The organism is Arthrobacter sp. SLBN-53, assembly GCF_006715585.1.
Taxonomy (GTDB): Bacteria; Actinomycetota; Actinomycetes; order Mycobacteriales; family Mycobacteriaceae; genus Mycobacterium; species Mycobacterium neoaurum_A.
The window spans coordinates 26,114-43,913 of the sequence record NZ_VFNN01000001.1 but is presented as its reverse complement, the minus strand read 5'-3'; the positions used below and the strand labels follow the sequence as shown (position 1 = coordinate 43,913).

The 17,800-nt window shown below is 69.1% G+C and carries 17 protein-coding genes; 8 read left to right on the top strand and 9 right to left on the bottom strand.

Going from position 1 to position 17,800, the window contains the following annotated elements; genetic code table 11:
• The first annotated feature begins 38 nt into the window (after positions 1 to 38).
• A complete protein-coding gene (locus tag FBY28_RS00220) occupies positions 39 to 659 on the top strand; it encodes a TetR/AcrR family transcriptional regulator (RefSeq protein WP_141863441.1) in 621 nt (206 codons plus the stop codon).
• A 26-nt stretch (positions 660 to 685) separates the two neighbouring features.
• Here the strand turns inward: FBY28_RS00220 and FBY28_RS00215 are convergent, their stop codons facing one another.
• Genes FBY28_RS00215 through cobN form a run of 4 tightly spaced genes read right to left on the bottom strand, consistent with a single transcriptional unit; the run spans position 686 to position 6,042 of the window.
• Complete coding sequence (locus tag FBY28_RS00215) at positions 686 to 1,072, bottom strand: PPOX class F420-dependent oxidoreductase (RefSeq protein WP_141863440.1); 387 nt, start codon at positions 1,070 to 1,072, stop codon at positions 686 to 688.
• A gap of 33 nt (positions 1,073 to 1,105) precedes the next feature.
• A complete protein-coding gene (gene purU, locus FBY28_RS00210) occupies positions 1,106 to 2,002 on the bottom strand; it encodes a formyltetrahydrofolate deformylase (RefSeq protein ID WP_019512953.1) in 897 nt (298 codons plus the stop codon).
• Positions 2,002 to 2,388 (bottom strand): PPOX class F420-dependent oxidoreductase, encoded by a 387-nt coding sequence (locus FBY28_RS00205; protein ID WP_141863439.1) that lies wholly within the window; start codon positions 2,386 to 2,388, stop codon positions 2,002 to 2,004. The genes purU and FBY28_RS00205 overlap by 1 nt, the downstream gene beginning before the upstream one ends.
• Positions 2,389 to 2,439: 51 nt before the next feature.
• Complete coding sequence (gene cobN, locus FBY28_RS00200) at positions 2,440 to 6,042, bottom strand: cobaltochelatase subunit CobN (protein WP_174241505.1); 3,603 nt, start codon at positions 6,040 to 6,042, stop codon at positions 2,440 to 2,442.
• Between the two features lie 395 nt (positions 6,043 to 6,437).
• Here cobN and FBY28_RS00195 point away from each other — a divergent pair, with 395 nt between their 5' ends.
• From FBY28_RS00195 to FBY28_RS00175, 5 genes are read left to right on the top strand one after another with little or no spacing between them, the layout of a single operon-like run.
• Positions 6,438 to 7,394 (top strand): TauD/TfdA dioxygenase family protein, encoded by a 957-nt coding sequence (locus FBY28_RS00195; RefSeq protein WP_141863437.1) that lies wholly within the window; start codon positions 6,438 to 6,440, stop codon positions 7,392 to 7,394.
• 30 nt (positions 7,395 to 7,424) lie between these two features.
• The gene (cobG, locus tag FBY28_RS00190) at positions 7,425 to 8,558 is read left to right on the top strand and encodes a precorrin-3B synthase (protein ID WP_141863436.1); all 1,134 of its coding nucleotides are present in this window, start codon (positions 7,425 to 7,427) and stop codon (positions 8,556 to 8,558) included.
• Between the two features lie 9 nt (positions 8,559 to 8,567).
• The gene (locus FBY28_RS00185) at positions 8,568 to 9,194 is read left to right on the top strand and encodes a precorrin-8X methylmutase (protein WP_030135479.1); all 627 of its coding nucleotides are present in this window, start codon (positions 8,568 to 8,570) and stop codon (positions 9,192 to 9,194) included.
• On the top strand, positions 9,191 to 10,669 hold the full coding sequence (locus tag FBY28_RS00180; protein ID WP_141863435.1) for a precorrin-2 C(20)-methyltransferase: 1,479 nt from the start codon (positions 9,191 to 9,193) through the stop codon (positions 10,667 to 10,669). Before FBY28_RS00185 ends, FBY28_RS00180 begins: the two co-directional genes overlap by 4 nt.
• A gap of 31 nt (positions 10,670 to 10,700) precedes the next feature.
• Complete coding sequence (locus FBY28_RS00175) at positions 10,701 to 11,750, top strand: phosphotransferase family protein (protein WP_141863434.1); 1,050 nt, start codon at positions 10,701 to 10,703, stop codon at positions 11,748 to 11,750.
• Here FBY28_RS00175 and FBY28_RS00170 read toward each other — a convergent pair.
• From FBY28_RS00170 to dprE2, 4 genes are read right to left on the bottom strand one after another with little or no spacing between them, the layout of a single operon-like run.
• Positions 11,747 to 12,472: a cobalt-precorrin-6A reductase gene (locus FBY28_RS00170; RefSeq protein WP_141863433.1), complete on the bottom strand. Its 726-nt coding sequence runs from the start codon at positions 12,470 to 12,472 to the stop codon at positions 11,747 to 11,749. The genes FBY28_RS00175 and FBY28_RS00170 overlap by 4 nt on opposite strands.
• Positions 12,472 to 13,245, bottom strand: a complete 774-nt coding sequence (gene cobM / locus FBY28_RS00165) for a precorrin-4 C(11)-methyltransferase (protein WP_286177574.1) — start codon at positions 13,243 to 13,245, stop codon at positions 12,472 to 12,474. Before cobM ends, FBY28_RS00170 begins: the two co-directional genes overlap by 1 nt.
• A complete protein-coding gene (gene cbiE, locus FBY28_RS00160; protein ID WP_141863432.1) occupies positions 13,230 to 14,402 on the bottom strand; it encodes a precorrin-6y C5,15-methyltransferase (decarboxylating) subunit CbiE in 1,173 nt (390 codons plus the stop codon). Before cbiE ends, cobM begins: the two co-directional genes overlap by 16 nt.
• The gene (gene dprE2 / locus FBY28_RS00155; RefSeq protein WP_141863431.1) at positions 14,399 to 15,142 is read right to left on the bottom strand and encodes a decaprenylphospho-beta-D-erythro-pentofuranosid-2-ulose 2-reductase; all 744 of its coding nucleotides are present in this window, start codon (positions 15,140 to 15,142) and stop codon (positions 14,399 to 14,401) included. Before dprE2 ends, cbiE begins: the two co-directional genes overlap by 4 nt.
• A 35-nt stretch (positions 15,143 to 15,177) precedes the next feature.
• Between dprE2 and FBY28_RS00150 the strand changes: the two genes are divergently transcribed.
• A complete protein-coding gene (locus FBY28_RS00150; RefSeq protein ID WP_141863430.1) occupies positions 15,178 to 15,591 on the top strand; it encodes a F420-dependent biliverdin reductase in 414 nt (137 codons plus the stop codon).
• 15 nt (positions 15,592 to 15,606) lie between these two features.
• On the opposite strand, the gene FBY28_RS00145 is transcribed toward FBY28_RS00150, so the two are convergent.
• Positions 15,607 to 16,773, bottom strand: a complete 1,167-nt coding sequence (locus FBY28_RS00145) for a M24 family metallopeptidase (protein WP_141863429.1) — start codon at positions 16,771 to 16,773, stop codon at positions 15,607 to 15,609.
• A 17-nt stretch (positions 16,774 to 16,790) separates the two neighbouring features.
• On the opposite strand from FBY28_RS00145, the gene FBY28_RS00140 reads away from it, so the two are divergent.
• A complete protein-coding gene (locus FBY28_RS00140) occupies positions 16,791 to 17,789 on the top strand; it encodes a 5'-3' exonuclease (RefSeq protein WP_141863428.1) in 999 nt (332 codons plus the stop codon).
• The last annotated feature ends 11 nt before the right edge of the window (positions 17,790 to 17,800 follow it).

Sequence of the window (17,800 nt, the reverse complement as noted above, 5' to 3'; positions counted from 1 at the left end):
GCTCTTTCCTGTGCGCGTCGGGATGGCACGATGCCTGCATGCGCAGACACGGATGGGGCGGTGACATCCCCGCCGACGACGACGAGGCCGCACGCCGGATCATCGACGCCGCCCGCGCCTGCATCGACGAGCGCGGGTCGGTCACCATCTCCGATGTCGCGACTGCCCTGGGAATCACACGCCAGACGGTCTACCGCTATTTCGCGACCCAGGATTCGCTGCTGCAGGCGACCGCGTTGGTCTCCGTCGGCGGTTTCCTCGACCGCCTCGCCGCGGATCTGCACGCGATCGACGACCCGACCGTCGCGGTCGTGGAGGGCATCGCCTACACCCTCGAACAACTACCCCACGATCGGTACCTCGGGCTGGTCATGCATCCCGGGCGGGCCAGCGCGTTCGCCGTGGGCGTCACCGCCGATGTGGCGATCGCGTTCGGGCGGTCGATCCTGGAGCGTTTCGACGTCGACTGGGCCGCTTCGGGTTTCACCGCAGCCAGCTTCGACGAACTCATCGAGTTCATGCTGCGCGTACTGCAGTCGTTCATCCTTGATCCCGAGGGCCAGAGCCGGCGCGGCGCCGAGCTTCGCGGATTCCTGCACCGGTGGGTCGCCCCCGCCGTGCTCGCGGCATCCAGTGCGGATCGCAGCCCCGCCCGTTGACACCCAAGCCCCGATAGACCGCGACGCTAGACCACCGGGCTGACCTCGATGGCGGCGTGCACCTTGTCCACCCCGCCGCGGATCAGCGCCTGCGGAATCCACCACCAGGCGTGCCACCAGTACCGCCGGGTCACCATGTCGAACACCCTGCGGGTCTCGGATTTCGGGAGGTTTCGGGCGACGGCCTCGACGGGCTCACCCTTGACCTTGCCGAGGACTCCGCATTTCTGGATGGTCACCCGCGGCGTGTTCTTGATCCGCTTGGTCTTCCACGATCCGTCATCGGTGCTGATCAACAGCTTGCCCTCGTGCGGCACACCCCACACCGGCGTGGGCTTGGGCCTGCCGTCCTTGGTGAACGTGGTCAGCAGCAGGTATTTCTCGCGGTAGACATCATCGAATGTCGGAGCCATGGCAACAGTTCACCACGGCGGGACGTCGGATTCTCAGAAGATGACGGTCTCACCGTGGTGGCGGACGACCCGGTCCTGGCAATGCCACAGCACCGCCCTGGACAACACCGCGCGCTCGACATCTGCCCCGAGGCGTACCAGGTCCTCGACGGTGTGGGTGTGGTCGACGCGCACCACGTCCTGCTCGATGATGGGGCCTTCGTCGAGGTCCTCGGTCACGTAGTGGGCGGTGGCGCCGACCAATTTCACACCGCGCTCCTTGGCCCGTCGATAGGTGTTGGCGCCGATGAACGCCGGCAGGAACGAGTGGTGGATGTTGATCAGCGGGCAGCCGATCTGATTCAGGAACCCGGGCGTGACGATCTGCATATAGCGCGCCAGCACAACGAGGTCGACGTTGCCCTTGAGCAGTTCCAGCTGCCGGGCCTCGGCCTCGGCGCGCGTGTCACGCGTCGCGGGGATGTAGACGAAGGGCACCCCGAACGGGCGCACCTGGTCGGCCAGGTCGGGGTGATTGGCGATGACCATGACCACCGACATGTCGAGTTCACCGCGACGATTGCGCCAGAGCAGGTCGAGCAGGCAGTGGTCGGCCGTCGAAGCGAAGATGGCCACCCGCTTGGGGGTGGCGGCATCGGTGAACCGGTGATCGATATCGAACTCGGGTGCGATCCGCTCGGCGAACCGGGCCTCCAGTTCCGGCCGGGCAGCGGCGAGTCCCGGAAGGTGGAACACGGTGCGCTGCAGGAAGGTGCCACCCTCGGCCTCGGTGGAATGCTGGTCGAGGGAGATGATGTTCGCGCCGGCCTCGGTGAGAAAGGTCGAGACCGCGGCGACGATTCCGGCCCGATCCGGACATCGCAACACGAGCCTGCCGATGTCCTTGTGCCGGGCGGACTTCGACGTGCCCGTCGGATAATTCGAGGTCATCAGGAGTCGGCCGCGCGCAACTCCAGCGCGACATTGTTCTTCATCCCGCCACGGAGTTTGGAGAACAGCCCGAAAAGCTTGCCGACGATGCCGTAGCGCCGCCCGATCCCGTCATAGGTGCGGCGCAGTGCCGCCTCGTCCAGGATGGCCGCCACCGCCTCGACCGGTTCACTCTTCGGATTGCCACGACGGTCGCAGACGGCCACCGTCACCCGCGGGGTGTTGCGGATCCGCTTGACCTTCCACGAACCTGCCTGGGTCACCACCAGCAGTCGATCCCCGTCGGGCACCGCCCAGACCGCGGTCGGCTTTCCCCGTCCGTCCTTGGTGAAGGTGGTCAGCAGCACATAGTCGGCCTTGGCGACATCGGCGAAGGTGAGAGCCATGTGCGCAATCCTAGTGCGCGGTATGGATTGCGCCGCCCGACGTCGGCCCGCTCAGCCTTCCAGCTCACCCTCGGTCTCCAGCAGCACCTGCTTGAGTCCGTCGAGGGTCGCCGTCTCGGGCTGGGCCCACATGCCCCGGCCCGCCGCCTCCAGCAGGCGTTCCGCCATCCCGTGCAGTGCCCACGGGTTGGACTCGTTCATGAACTTCCGGTTCTCGGCGTCCAGCACGTAGGTCTGGCTGAGCTGCTCGTACATCCAGTCCGACATCACATGCGCGGTCGCGTCGTAGCCGAACAGGTAATCGACGGTCGCCGCCATCTCGAACGCGCCCTTGTAACCATGCCTGCGCATCGCGTTGATCCAGCGCGGATTGACCACACGCGCGCGGAACACGCGGGTGGTCTCCTCGGAGAGCGTGCGGGTGCGCACGGCGTCGGGCCGGGTGTTGTCGCCGATATAGGCCGCCGGGTCCTTGCCGGTGAGCGACCGTACGGTGGCGATCATGCCGCCGTGGTACTGGAAGTAGTCATCGGAGTCGGCGATATCGTGTTCGCGGGTGTCGGTGTTCTTGGCCGCCACCACGATCCGTCGGTAGGCGCGGTTCATGTCCTCCGACGCCGGGGCGCCGTCGAGGCCGCGGCCGTAGGCGAATCCGCCCCAGGCGGTGTACACCTCGGCGAGATCGGCATCGTCGCGCCAATTGCGGCTGTCGATCAGCTGCAACAGGCCCGCCCCGTAGGTTCCCGGCTTGGATCCGAAAATCCTTGTCGTGCTGCGCCGTTGGTCACCGTGCTCGGCCAGGTCGGCCAGCGCGTGGGCGCGCACGTAATTGTCCTGCGGGTCCTCGTCGAGCGCGGCCACCAGAGCCACCGCGTCGTCGAGCATCGTCACCACATGCGGGAAGGCGTCGCGGAAGAATCCCGAGATGCGCACCGTCACATCGATGCGGGGCCTGCCGAGCTCCGCCGGTGTGATGACCTCCAGATCGACGACGCGCCGTGATGCGTCGTCCCAGATCGGCCGGACGCCGAGCAGCGCGAGCACCTCGGCGATATCGTCACCGGAGGTCCGCATGGCCGAGGTGCCCCACACCGAGAGCCCGACCGACTTCGGCCACTCGCCGTGGTCGGTGCGGTACCGCTCCACCAGTGAATCGGCCAGCGCCACACCGGTTTCCCAGGCAAGCCGAGACGGCACGGCCTTGGGATCGACCGAGTAGAAGTTGCGCCCGGTGGGCAGCACGTTCACCAGGCCGCGCAGCGGGGATCCCGAGGGTCCCGCCGGGATGTAATGGCCGTCGATCGCCCTGAGCACCGCGTCGATCTCACCGGAGGTGGCGCGCAACCGCGGTACCACCTCGGTGGCCGCGAACCGCAGGATCTGGGCCACCACCGGGTCGTCGGTCAGCTCGTCGACGGCGCCGGCATCCCACCCGGTCTTCTGCAGCCCGGCGACCAACTGCCGCGCCGCGTCCTCGGCGGCATCGACGGCGTGGCGTTCGTCGGCGCCATCCTCGGCGAGCCCGAGTGCCTGGCGCAGGCCGGGCACGGTCTGCTCACCACCGAACAACTGGCGGGCCCGCAGGATCGCCAACACCAGGTCCAGTTCGGAGTCCCCCTCCGGGGCGAGACCCAGGATGTGCAGGCCGTCGCGAATCTGGACGTCCTTGATCTCGCACAACCAGCCGTCGACGTGCAGCAGCATGTCGTCGAAGGAGTCCTCGTCGGGCCGATCCTCCAGGCCCAGGTCGTGATCCATCTTCGCCGCGCGCATCAGGGTCCAGATCTGCTGGCGGATGGCAGGCAGCTTGGCCGGGTCCAGCGCGGAAACGTTGGAATGCTCGTCGAGCAGCTGTTCCAGACGCGCGATATCTCCGTAGGTTTCGGCGCGCGCCATCGGCGGGATCAGATGGTCGACCAGGGTCGCATGCGCCCGCCGCTTGGCCTGGGTGCCCTCGCCCGGGTCGTTGACCAGGAACGGGTAGACCAGCGGCAGATCGCCGAGCGCCGCGTCGGTCCCGCATGCGCTGCTCATCCCCAGCGTCTTACCGGGAAGCCATTCGAGGTTGCCGTGCTTGCCGAGGTGGATGACCACATCGGCCTTGAATGACGAGGGTCCGGTAGAGAATTGGCCGTCGAGCCAGCGGTAGGCGGCCAGGTAGTGGTGGCTCGGCGGCAGGTCGGGGTCATGGTAGATCGCCACCGGGTTCTCGCCGAACCCGCGCGGCGGCTGAACCAGGATCACCACATTGCCCGAGCGCATGGCCGCGATGACGATATCGCCGTCCGGGTTGTGGGTGCGGTCGACGAACAGTTCGCCCGGCGGCGGACCCCAGTGCTCGACCATGGGGTCGGCGAGTTCGCTGGGCAGGGTCGCAAACCAACGCCGGTACTCGGCCGCGCTGACCCGGATGGGGTTGAGCGCCAGCGTCTCTTCGGTGAGCCAGTCGGGGTCCTGGCCACCCCGTTCGATCAGCGCGTGGATCAGGGCGTCACCATCTCCGGCGTCGACGCCGGGCACCTCGCCGATGTCGACGCCGTGTTCACGCAGCGCACGCAGCAGCGCGATCGCACTGGCCGGAGTGTCCAGCCCCACGGCGTTGCCGATCCTGGCGTGTTTGGTCGGATAGGCCGAGAAGACCAGGGCGACCTGTTTCTCCGCGGCGGGGATGCGGCGCAGGCGGGCGTGGCGCACGGCAAGGCCTGCCACCCGGGCGCACCGTTCGGGATCGGCGTTGTAGGTGATCAGGCCCTCGTCATCGATCTCCTTGAACGAGAACGGCACGGTGATGATGCGCCCGTCGAATTCGGGCACGGCCACCTGGGTCGCGACATCGAGCGGCGAGAGTCCGTCGTCGTTGGCCGACCAGGTGGCACGCGAGCTCGTCAGGCACAGTCCCTGCAGGATCGGGACGTCCAGCGCCGCCAGGTGGGCCACGTTCCAGCCGTCATCGGCGCCGCCGGCGGTGACGGTCGCCGGGGTCGCACCACCTGCGGCGAGCACCGTGGTGATCAGCGTGTCGGCGGTGCCGAGCAGTTCCAGCAGATCGGCCTCGGCGGTGCGCAGGGAAGCGCAGTACACCGGCAACGCCCGGCCGCCGGCCGTCTCGATGGCCGCACACAGTGCATCGATATAGCCGGTGTTGCCCGCCAGGTGCTGGGCCCGGTAGTACAGCACGGCAACGGTGGGAGCGTCGGGCCGCGCCGCCCCGGTGCGTTCCAGGACGCCCCAGGTCGGGATCTGCACGGGTGGGTCGAACCCCTGGCCCGTCATCATCAGTGTGTCGGACAGGAAGGCGTGCAGCCCGCGCAGATTCTCGACCCCGCCCTGCGCCAGGTAGACATGCGCCTCCAGTGCGACCCCCGCCGGCACCGTCGAATATCGCATGAGCTCGGCATCGGGTGCCTGTTCGCCGGAGAGCACCACGGTCGGCACGCCGCTGGCGACCAGCACATCGATGCCGTCCTGCCAGGCGCGGTAGCCGCCGAGGATTCGCACCACGACGATGTCGACGCCCGCCAGCAGCTCGGCCAGCTCCCGGTCGAGTTCATCCTGCAGCAGCCGGGAGGGGTTGGCCCAGCGGTACCGGACTCCGCTGGCCCGCGCGGTGATCAGGTCGGTATCGGACGTGGAGAGCAGCAGTACGGTCGGCACCCGCTCAATCCTGCCCCACCGCACCCCCGGCGTGGGGCGCGCCCGGTGTTTCCTCCCCCGGTACTCTCTCAGCCGCCCCAGCGGGCGTACCAGGAGCCCCGGTAGGGAGTTGCGATGGCGGCGACGACGAGGGCAACGCCCAGTCCGATGGCAATCAATGACGCCATGTGTCGCCTCCTTTCGGTAGGGGTACCGGCTGGTACCAGTTGGTACCGAGAACGTAACCCCGCGGCAATGGCAAAAGTGCGATCTGTGCGTGAGCCGACAGCGTCGATCTTGATGTGACCCACCACACAATCATCTCGGCTACGGGTCCCTGAGCTGCGCATATCGGCCTTTTGATCGCCATCGGCAAAACCGTGGGCAGCGCTGGGTCGAGCTGGCCCAATACTCCTATGACACTTTCCGACCCATCGCTCCCGCAGCGCCCGCTACGTGTCCTCAAGCTCGGCGCGCACATCGGCGCCCGTGTGGACGGTGTGCACCTTGCCGACGACCTCGACGCGGTCACCCTCACGGCCATCAACACCGCGCTGCTGGAGCACAAGGTGATCTTCTTCCGCGGCCAGCACCATCTCGACGACGAGGGCCAACTGGCGTTCGCGCAGCGGTTGGGTACCACCACCGCAGCGCATCCGACGGTGTTGTCCCGGGGCACCAGGGTGCTGCCCATCGACTCGCGCTACGACAAGGCCAACAGCTGGCACACCGACGTGACGTTCGTCGATCGCATCCCGAAGGCCTCGCTGCTGCGGGCCGTCACCCTGCCCGACTACGGCGGGACCACGGTCTGGGCCAATACGGCCACCGCCTACGCCGGGCTGCCGGGACCGCTGCGAATACTGGCCGAGAACCTCTGGGCGGTGCACACCAACCGCTATGACTACACCGCCGACCACCCGGCCGGTGACTACCGGCACGAGGTGCTGGCCGATACCGTGCGCGAACACCGGGCCGAGTTCGAGTCCGAGTACTTCGAGACCGAGCACCCGGTGGTGCGCGTGCACCCGGAAACCGGCGAGCGGGTCCTGCTGCTCGGCCACTTCGTCAAGCGACTGGTCGGGCTGGGCGCGACGGAGTCGGCCGCCCTATTCGATCTGCTGCAGGCACGAATCACCAAGTTGGAGAACACCGTCCGGTGGAACTGGGCTCCCGGCGACCTGGCCATCTGGGACAACCGGGCGACACAACACTATGCGGTCGCCGACTATGACGACCAGTTCCGCCGACTGAGCCGGGTCACGCTGGCCGGGGATGTGCCCGTCGACGTCAACGGCGCGTCCAGCCGGGTCATCGCCGGTGACGCCGGGAAGTACTCGGCGGTGATCGCCCCCGTTCCGCTGGCCAGCTGAGCATCGGGCGCCGGGCAGTACGGTGGACGGGTGAGCCGAACCCGCGATCAGGATGCCTGCCCCGGCGCCCTGCAGGTGCATCAGGCCGCCGACGGCGCCCTGGTCCGGGTGCGGCTGCCCGGCGGCTATCTCGACGCCGCGGCGCTGGAGACGCTCGCGCATCTGGCCATCGAATGCGGTAACGGTGCGCTGGAGCTCACGTCGCGCGGCAGCATGCAGATCCGCGCGGTCACCGACACGGCGCGCGTTGCCGATGCCATCGCCGGCGCCGGCCTGTTGCCCGCGCCGACGCACGAGCGAGTCCGCAACATCGTCTCCTCCCCCCTGTCCGGCAGGTCCGGTGGGCTGGCCGATGTGCGCGAGTGGGTCCGCGAACTCGACGCCGCGTTACAGGCCGATGCCGCACTGTCCCAGCTGCCCGGCCGGTTCTGGTTCTCCATCGACGATGGCCGCGGCGATGTCAGCGGACTGCACACCGATGTGGGCCTGCAGGTCACCGACGATGGTGTCGCACTGTTGCTGGCCGGTTCGGACACCGGTGTGCGACTGTCCCCCGGCAACGCGATACCCACCGTCATCGAGATCGCCTCGCGATTCCAGCGGGATCGCGGAAAGCGTTGGCGGGTGGCCGAACTCGACAACCCCTCGGCGTTGACCGCTGGATATCAGGTATCGGTGCCGCCCGGGCAACGACTGCTCGTCGGCGATACCACCCGCGGCCCGGTGGGCTGGATCGAACAGACCGGGGCTGATCCACGCGTCACGCTGGCGGCTGTCGTGCCCCTCGGCGTGCTGCCCGCCCGCACCGCGGAATTCGTGGCGGCCATCAGCGCACCGCTGGTGGTGACGCCGTGGCGTTCGATTCTGGTCTGCGATCTGCGGGAGGAGGTCGCAGACACCGCGCTTCGGGTGCTCGCGCCGCTGGGGCTGGTCTTCGACGAGGCCTCACCGTGGCTGACCGTCAGCGCCTGCGCAGGTAGCCCCGGCTGTGAGCGCTCCAGGACCGATGTCCGCGCAGATGCGCTCGCCGCGGTCAACTCCGGTCCCGCTGCACCGTCGGGCGCCCATCGGCACTTCGTGGGCTGCGAGCGCGGATGCGGTGCGCCGGCGGGCGCCCAGGTGTTGGTTGCCTCCGCAGACGGATACCGACCGCGTCACACGTAGGGTGAGCGGGTGCTCGAATACATCCGCGACGCCGCGGAGATCTACCGTGAGTCCTTCGCGACGATCCGTGCCGAAGCCGATCTGGCGCGCTTTCCCGATGATGTCGCCCGGGTTGTCGTCCGCCTGATCCACACCTGCGGGCAGACCGATGTCACCGATCACGTGGCCTTCAGCCCCGATGTCGTGGCCAGGGCGAGCGCGGCGCTCGCCGCGGGCGCGCCGGTGCTGTGCGACTCGTCGATGGTGGCGGCCGGTATCACCCGGTCTCGCCTGCCCGCCGACAACGAGGTGATATCGCTGGTCGCCGATCCCCGCGCTCCTGAGGTGGCGGCGCGGCTGGGCAGCACACGCTCGGCCGCGGGCGTGGACATCTGGGCCGATCGCCTCGATGGCGCCGTGCTCGCGATCGGTAACGCACCGACGGCCCTGTTCCGCCTGCTCGAGCTTCTCGACGACGGCGCAGCCGTCCCGGCGGCGGTACTCGGCGGACCGGTCGGCTTCGTCGGGTCCGCGCAGTCCAAGGATGAGCTGATAGCCCGCCCGCGCGGGATGGACTATTTGGTGGTGACAGGCCGTCGTGGCGGGAGTGCGATGGCGGCGGCAGCGGTGAATGCGATTGCGAGTGAACGCGAATGAGTCAAGGAACGCTCTACGGTGTGGGATTGGGTCCCGGTGACCCCGAGCTGGTGACGGTCAAGGCGGCCCGGGTGATCGGCGAGGCGGACGTGGTGGCCTATCACAGCGCCAGGCACGGCCGCAGTATCGCCCGCCGGATCGCCGAGCCCTATCTGCGTGCGGGGCAGATCGAAGAGCACCTGGTGTATCCGGTGACCACCGAGACCACCGAGCATCCCGGTGGCTACGACGGCGCCATGGAGGACTTCTACGCCGAATCGGCCGAGCGCATCGCCGCCCATCTGCGCGCTGGTCGCGATGTCGCCCTGCTGGCCGAGGGCGATCCGCTGTTCTACAGCTCCTATATGCACATGCACACCCGGTTGACCGAACAGTTCCGTGCCGTGATCGTGCCCGGTGTCACCTCGGTCAGCGCGGCCTCGGCCGCCAACGGTATGCCGCTGGTGCAGGGCGACGAGGTGCTGACCATCCTGCCGGGAACCCTGCCCGGCGCCGAGCTGGCCCGCCGACTGGCCGATACCGACGCCGCGGTGATCATGAAGTTGGGTAAGTCTTATCCCGAAGTGCGGCAGGCACTCTCGGAAACCGGCCGCCTCGATCGCGCTTTCTACGTGGAGCGGGCCAGCACCGATCAGGAGCGGGTGCTTGCCGCCGCCGACGTCGATGCGGACTCGGTGCCCTATTTCTCCATCGTGATGCTCCCCGGCGAGGCAGCGGTGGCGCGCCGCGGCGGCAGCGTGGCGGTGGTGGGACTCGGTCCCGGCGACCTGGACTGGATCACTCCGCAGGCGCGCCGCGAGCTGGCCGCGGCCACCGACCTGATCGGTTACTTCCCGTATCTGGACCGGGTCGGTGTCCGCACCGGACAGACCCGACACGCCAGCGACAACACCGACGAGCCCGCGCGGGCTCGGCTGGCCTGTGAGCTCGCCAGCCAGGGCCGCTCGGTGGTGGTGGTGTCCTCGGGAGACCCCGGCGTCTTCGCGATGGCCACCGCGGTCCTGGAGGAGGCCGTGCACTGGCCCGACGTCCCGGTCCGGGTGATCCCGGCGATGACCGCGGCCAACGCGGTGGCCAGCCGCGTCGGTGCGCCGCTCGGACACGACTATGCCGTGATCTCGCTGTCCGACCGGCTCAAGCCGTGGGACATCATCGCCAAGCGGATCAGCGCGGCCGCCGCCGCCGATCTGGCCATCGCGGTGTACAACCCGGCGTCGAAGACGCGGACATGGCAGGTCGGCGCCATGCGGGAGCTGCTGCTCGAGCACCGGTCCCCCGACACGCCGGTGGTGATCGGACGGGATGTGGCCGGACCGCAGGAAAACGTGCGGGTGGTGACACTCGGGGAGTTGAACCCCGATGAGGTCGACATGCGATGTCTGCTGATCATCGGATCCTCGCAGACCCGGGTGCACGGTGACATCGTGTTCACCCCGCGCACCTACCCGGAGCTGACCTCGGCCGAGCATCGTTGACAGCCCCTGGCATCACGTCTAGTTTTCGCTGGTGATCCCGCGTACTCCCGATGACGTGACGGCGGACTGGCTGACCGGTGTGCTCGGCACCCCCGTCCACAGTGTCGACATCACCCCGATCGGCACGGGCCAGACCGGTGCGACCTACCGCGTGCAACTGGGCTACGCCGATGCCGCCGATGCCGCCGAGCTGCCGGACACCTTTGCCGTCAAGTTGTCCGCACAGGACGATGCCGTCCGCGATCGGGTGGCCCTGGGCTATCGGTCCGAGCATGCGTTCTACACCGGGATCGCCGACCGGGTACGGGTACCGGTCCCGCGCCACTACCACTGCGAAATCAGCCCCGACGGCGGCGATTTCGTCCTCCTGCTGGCGGATCTGGCACCGGCCGAACAGGGTGACCAGATCGCCGGCTGCAGTGCGGCCGAGGCCGCGCTGGGGGTGCGCGCGCTGGCCGGCCTGCACGCGCCGACCTGGTGCAATCCCGAGCTGACGGGGTTGCCGGGGATCCCGATGCCCAAGCCCGACGACGCGATGGCCGCGGGCATGGGCGATATCGCCACGATGGCCGCCGAGGCCACCCTGGAACGGCTCGGGGACCGGATGACCGCCGATGATCGCGCCACCATGGCGGCGGCGCTGTCGATGGTGACGCCGTGGCTGCTGACCGAACCGCACAGGTTCGGGCTGTTGCACGGCGACTACCGACTGGACAACATGCTCTTCGATGCCGCCCGCTCGACTGTGACGATCGTCGACTGGCAGACCCTCGCGGTGGGACTGCCCGCCCGCGATCTGGCGTACTTCACCGGAACCAGCCTGGACCCCGAGGTGCGCGCGGCCTCCGAGCAGGATCTGGTCGCCGAATACCATGCCGCCCTGACCGGGCTCGGGGTGACCGAGTACGACGTCGAAACCTGTTGGCGTGATTACCGTCTGGGCATGCTGCAGGCACCGCTGATCATCGCGTTCGGGGTCGCCTTCGCGACGACCACCGACCGCGGCGACGAGATGATGTTGGCCATGGCCCAACGGTCCTGCCGCGCCATCCGCGAACTGGACACCCTGGAGCTGATCTAGCGCCGGCTCCGCACCCACTCGACCGCCGCGTCGACGGTGTGCACACTGGCCACCCCGTCGGGCAGGGCCGGGCGGTCGACCATGATCACCGGCACTCCCGCCTGCCCGGCGGCATCGAGTTTGGCCTGCGTCATCGCACCGCCGCTGTTCTTGGTGACCAGCGCATCGATCCCGTTCTCGCGCAACAGCTTCAGTTCGTCGGCGAGATGGTAGGGCCCACGCGAGAGCACCAGCCGGTGCCGGTCTGGAAGCAGTTCGGGTTCGGGCGGGGTGACCGCGCGGATCAGGAACCACGCGTCGACACCGCGGAAGGCTGCGGTCCCCGACCGTCCGGTGGTCAGGAACACCCGCCGGTATCCGTGCGAGGACACCGTCTGCGCCGCCGCGGTGTCGGTCGGCACCACGATGGCGTCACCGTGCGGCCACGCCGGGCGGGCCAGAACCACATGCGGCACACCCACCCGTGCCGCGGCGCGCGCGGCATTCGCGGTGATGGTGGCGGCGAACGGATGGGTGGCGTCCACGACGGCGGTGATGGCGTTGGCGGTCAGCCAGTCGGCCAATCCGTCCGCGCCGCCGAATCCGCCGATGCGCACCTCGCCCACCGGCAACGCGGGGTCGGGCACCCGGCCGGCCAACGAGCTGATGACCGTGATCCCGGGATGCAGTCGCGCAGCCAGGTCCCTGGCCTCCCCGGTCCCACCGAGCAACAGAACCCGCACTAGTGCCGACTCCCCCGCCGCCGCCCCGTCGAGTACAGGTAGCTGTCGGTGAACCCCTGCGCACCGAGGACATCTCCGACGATGATCACCGCGGTCTTGGTGATGCCTGCCGCACGCAACTGCTCGGCCAGCTCGCCGAGCGCGCAGCGCACCACCTGCTCGGCCGGCCAGCTGGCGTACGCCACCACCGCACATGGCGTTTCGGCGGTGTACCCGGCGCCGGGTCCGGTGAGCTCGGTGACGATGGTCTCGGCCTGGGCGGCGGCCAGATGGAGCACCAGGGTGGCACCGGGCGCCGACAACGCGGCCAGCGACTCACCCTCGGGCATGGCGGTCGACAGCGTGGCGACCCGACTCAAGGTGACCGTCTGCGCCACCCCGGGCACCGTCAACTCCCGCCCGAGCGCCGCGGCGGCGGCGGCGAACGCGGGCACCCCCGGCACGACCTCGTAGCCGATGCCGAGTGCATCCAGCCTGCGGCACTGTTCGGCCATGGCGGAGTACAGCGACGGATCGCCCGAATGCAGCCGGGCCACATCGTGGCCCGCACCGTCGGCGGCGGCGATCTCGTCGATGATCTGATCCAGCGTCAACGGCCCGGTGTCGATCACCCGCGCACCCGCGGGACACAACGCCAACAGGTCCGGCGGCATGATCGAGCCGGCGTACAGGCATACCGGGCTCCGGCCGAGCAGCCGCTGCCCGCGCACAGTGATCAGGTCGGCCGCCCCTGGGCCGGCCCCGATGAAGTACACGGTCACGGTTTCACCCACGCCCACTGGGTGACCGGCAGGACCGGGCGCCATGCGGTGAACCCGCCCACCGGCCCGCCCTGATAGTGCTGAAAACGTCGCAACTCGCCACCCTTCTGTGCGTACCACTGTGCCAGCGCGGCTTCGGACTCCACCGTGACGGCATTGACCACCAGCCTGCCCTGGCGCGGTAATCGGTCGACACACGCCTCGATGAGTCCTGGCTGTGTCACGCCGCCACCGACGAAGACCGCCGCCGGGGGTGCCACGTCACCGAAGGGCTCCGGAGCCGCGGACCGCACGTCGATCCGCACCCCGAATGCGCCGGCGTTCATCGCGATCCGGTTGCGTCGGTCGGCATCACGTTCGAAGGACACCGCCCGGCATCCCGGCGCGCTGCGGCACCATTCGACCGCGACGCTCCCCGATCCCGATCCCACATCCCAGAGCAGCTCACCGGGCCGCGGCCCGAGCGTGGCCAGCGTGACCGCCCGGATGGACTGCTTGGTGATCTGCCCATCATGGGCGAACGATTCGTCGGGCAGCGCGTGTGCGCGCCGCACATCGGGCAGATAACGCACGGCGATCACATTGAGGTCGCCGACCCGCGCGCAGAAGGTGCCCGCCGTACTCCGGGTGATGCGTTCGTCCGCGCCGCCGAGATTTTCCAGCACGGTGAATTCGGAGTCGCCGCGGCCGGATTCGGTCAACAGCCGGGCCAGCGTGGCGGGTGTGCCTGCGTCGCGGCTGAGCACCACCGCCTGGCCACCCCGGCGGACCGCGGTCACCGGGTCCGCGGTGACCAGACTGATCACCTCGGTCTCGTGCACAGGCCAGCCGAGCCGGGCGCAGGCCAGCGTCACCGACGACACGTGGGGCAGAACTCGGACGGCATCGGTGCCGAACACCCGGATCAACGTCGCCCCGATGCCGTGCAGCATCGGGTCGCCCGAGGCGATCACGTGCACGGTGCCCGGACCGTCGAACATCGTGGGCAACGCGTCCAACAGGGGTGAGGGCCACTGTCTGCGTTGGGCGCCGATGCTCGAATCGAGCATGTCGAGCTGCCGCACGGAGCCGTAAACGACTGTGGCGCTGCGCAGCTCGGCCGTCGATGCGGGCGAGAGCCCGGCCATCCCATCGGCACCGATGCCGACCACCACGATGCGCGCGCTCATCGTGGCAGCCTCCGCCAGATCGGGCCGGGAAGTAGGCGGAACACCGCCGCGATACCGCCCACCTGCCAGGGCACCCAGACCCGCGCGCGCCGGCCGGCCAGCGCGCGGACCGCGACATCGGCGACCTGCGCCGGGGTGCTGGAGAACGGTGCCGGTGCCATCCCCTCGGTCATCCGGCCGATGACGAACCCTGGACGGATGACCAGCAGCCTGACTCCCGAACCGCGCAATGCCTGCGCCAGGCCGGAGCAGAAGCCGTCCAGCCCGGCCTTGGCCGAACCGTAGACGTAGTTCGCGCGACGCACCCGGACACCGGCGATCGAGGAAAAGGTCAGGATGGTCCCCGCACCGGCCGCGCGCATGGCGGTGGCGAGTTCGGTCAACAGACCGACCTGGGCGACGTAATCGGTATGGGCGATCTGCACCGCGTGCGCGGAATCGCTTTCGGCGCGGCGTTGATCGCCGAGGATGCCGAAAGCCAGCACCGCCACGTCGATGGGCCCGTGCTCGGCGACCAACGATGCGACGAGGTCGGAATGCGAGCCGAGATCGTCGGCATCGAACTCGACGGTGTGCACCTGCGCCGCCCCCGCCGCCCGCACCGCATCGGCCTCGGCGGTCAGGGTGGCCGACCGCCGGGCGGCCAGCACCACCGTCCTGGCGGGCGCCAATCGCGTGGCGATCTCGAGACCGATCTCGCTGCGCCCGCCGAAAATCACGACGAGCCCCGTGTCCTTCATGGCTGTGATTATGTCCTGCGCTAGCGTGGACCCCGATGGGTAAGGCAACGACACGACTGACCAATGACGCACTGGCATTCCTGACCGAGCGTCATCTGGCCATGCTGACCACCCTGCGAAGCGACAACTCACCGCATGTGGTGGCGGTCGGGTTCACCTTCGACCCGACGACCCATCTGGCGCGTGTCATCACCACCGGGGGATCCCAGAAGGCCGTCAACGCCAAGGAACGCGGCGTCGCCGTGCTGAGTCAGGTCGACGGTGCACGCTGGTTGTCGCTGGAGGGTACGGCCACCGTCAGCGGTGATCCCGACGATGTCCGGGATGCCGAGTTGCGCTACGCGCAGCGCTACCGCACCCCACGGGTCAATCCGCGCCGAGTGGTCATCACGGTGCACATCCAACGGGTGCTCGGCTCGTCGACTCTGCTGGATCGCAGCGAGAGCTGAGCACCGCGCCGGGAACTACACCGGCACGATGACGAGCTCGTGCGGCCGGTTGTTCACCGACTCGACCCCGTCATCGGTGACGATCACGATGTCCTCGATGCGGGCTCCCCACTTCCCTGCGAAGTAGATGCCGGGCTCCACCGAAAACGCCATACCGGGCTCCAGGGTGATCTCGTTGCCCGTGACGATGTAGGGCTCCTCGTGCACCGACAGACCGATGCCGTGACCGGTGCGGTGCACGAACACCTCGGCAAGGCCCTCGGCGGCCAGCACATCGCGGGCGACGGCGTCGACCGACTCGGCGCTGATGCCCGGACGCACCGCGGCGACCGCGGCGGCCTGCGCGCGCTGCAGCACCGCGTACTGCCGGGCCACCTCGGCATCGGGCTCACCGAGGCTGTAGGTGCGGGTGGAATCGGAATTGTAGCCTGGCGCATACGGCCCGCCGATGTCGACGACGACGATATCGCCGGCGCACAGCACCCGATCGGAGCATTCGTGGTGCGGGTCGGCACCGTTGGGCCCGGAGCCGACGATGATGAATGCCACCTCCGAATGCCCCTCGACGACAATGGCTTCGGCGATATCGGCGGCCACCTCGGCCTCGGTCCGACCGGGCACCAGGAAACCCGGTACGCGGGCGTGCACCCGGTCGATGGCCGCGCCGGCCTTGCGCAGCGCCTCGATCTCGCTCTCATCCTTGATCATCCGCAGCCGACGCAACACATCGGTGGCCAGCACCGGCACCCGGCCGAGGATGTCGGCCAGCGGCAACAGGTGCAGAGCGGGCATCGAGTCGGTGACAGCCGTCGCCGGTTGGTCACCCGTCACTGCGCCCGTCCCACTGCCCGCCCCGAGAGCCGCGGCCACCAACGCGTAGGGGTCCTCACCGTCGACCCAGTCCCGTACCGTCACACCGAGTTCGGGGACAGCGGACTCGCGCAGCGCAGCCAGCTCCAGGCGCGGCACCATCACCGTGGGCGTCGACCCGTCGGCGGGCAGTACCAGCGCGGTCAGCCGTTCGAAGGTCTGCGCCCGTGATCCGGTCAGATACCGCAGGTCGTAGCCGGGCGTGATGATCAGACCGGAGAGTCCGGCCGCGGCGGCTCCCGCGGCGGCTTCCCGCAGACGGTGGGCGTAGACATCGGTGCTGAAACGGGCGGTGTCCCCGGCGGTGGCCATACCCATAGGCTAGTGCGATGCCCGATTCCGGATCTCACCGTGCCGCGACGCTCGCCCAGGGGGATCGCCCCGTCCTGCTCCTCGACGGTGCCAGCATGTGGTTCCGATCCTTCTTCGGGGTGCCGTCCTCGATCACCGCCCCGGACGGACGCCCGGTCAACGCGTTGCGCGGGTTCATCGACAACATCGCCGCGCTGGTCGGCACGCACCGGCCTGGTCGGCTGGTGGTGTGCCTGGACCTCGACTGGCGTCCGCAGTGGCGAGTGGACCGCATCCCGTCGTACAAGGCGCACCGCGTCGAGGAGGCGCTGCCGGCGGGCACCCCCGACGTCGAGGAGGTTCCCGACGACCTGACACCGCAGGTCGACATGATCATGGCGATGCTCGACGCGTTCGGGATCGCCACCGCCGGTGCCCCGGGATACGAGGCCGACGATGTGCTTGGCACGCTGGCCGCCGCCGAGAAGCAGGACCCGGTGGTGGTGGTCAGCGGAGACCGCGACCTGCTCCAGCTGGTACGCGACGAACCGGTGCCGGTGCGGGTCTTCTATATCGGTCGCGGCTTGGCCAAGGCGGTGCTGTTCGGGCCTGCCGAGGTCGCCGAGACCTATCACGTGCCGGTCGACCGGGCCGGGCCCGCCTACGCCGAACTGGCGCTGCTGCGCGGTGACCCCTCCGACGGATTGCCCGGCGTGGCCGGTATCGGTGAGAAGACGGCCGCGACGTTGTTGGCCCAGCACGGATCTCTGGAGTCCATCATCACCGCGGCGGCGGATCCGTCGTCGAGTGTGCCGACGGCACAACGCAAGAAGCTGCTGGCAGCCTCGGACTACATCGTTGCCGCCGAGCCCGTGGTCCGGGTGGCCCTCGATGCCCCGGTGACGCTGTCCGGGGACAGTGACGCGCTGCCGCTGGCCGCCGCCGACCCGGCGCGGGTGGTCGCGCTGGCCGAGGAGTTCGGAGTGCAGTCCTCGGTCGCGCGATTGCAGAAGGCGCTGGACAAGCTGCCCTCCTAGACGTCCCCGCC

Bases quoted from the DNA above. Each gene is read 5' to 3' on its own strand.
- FBY28_RS00220 (WP_141863441.1), top strand. From the start codon at position 39: ATGCGCAGACACGGATGGGGCGGTGACATCCCCGCCGACGACGACGAG.
- FBY28_RS00215 (WP_141863440.1), bottom strand. From the start codon at position 1,072: ATGGCTCCGACATTCGATGATGTCTACCGCGAGAAATACCTGCTGCTG.
- purU (WP_019512953.1), bottom strand. From the start codon at position 2,002: ATGACCTCGAATTATCCGACGGGCACGTCGAAGTCCGCCCGGCACAAG.
- FBY28_RS00205 (WP_141863439.1), bottom strand. From the start codon at position 2,388: ATGGCTCTCACCTTCGCCGATGTCGCCAAGGCCGACTATGTGCTGCTG.
- FBY28_RS00195 (WP_141863437.1), top strand. From the start codon at position 6,438: ATGACACTTTCCGACCCATCGCTCCCGCAGCGCCCGCTACGTGTCCTC.
- FBY28_RS00180 (WP_141863435.1), top strand. From the start codon at position 9,191: ATGAGTCAAGGAACGCTCTACGGTGTGGGATTGGGTCCCGGTGACCCC.
- cbiE (WP_141863432.1), bottom strand. From the start codon at position 14,402: ATGAGCGCGCGCATCGTGGTGGTCGGCATCGGTGCCGATGGGATGGCC.
- dprE2 (WP_141863431.1), bottom strand. From the start codon at position 15,142: ATGAAGGACACGGGGCTCGTCGTGATTTTCGGCGGGCGCAGCGAGATC.
- FBY28_RS00150 (WP_141863430.1), top strand. From the start codon at position 15,178: ATGGGTAAGGCAACGACACGACTGACCAATGACGCACTGGCATTCCTG.
- FBY28_RS00145 (WP_141863429.1), bottom strand. From the start codon at position 16,773: ATGGCCACCGCCGGGGACACCGCCCGTTTCAGCACCGATGTCTACGCC.
- FBY28_RS00140 (WP_141863428.1), top strand. From the start codon at position 16,791: ATGCCCGATTCCGGATCTCACCGTGCCGCGACGCTCGCCCAGGGGGAT.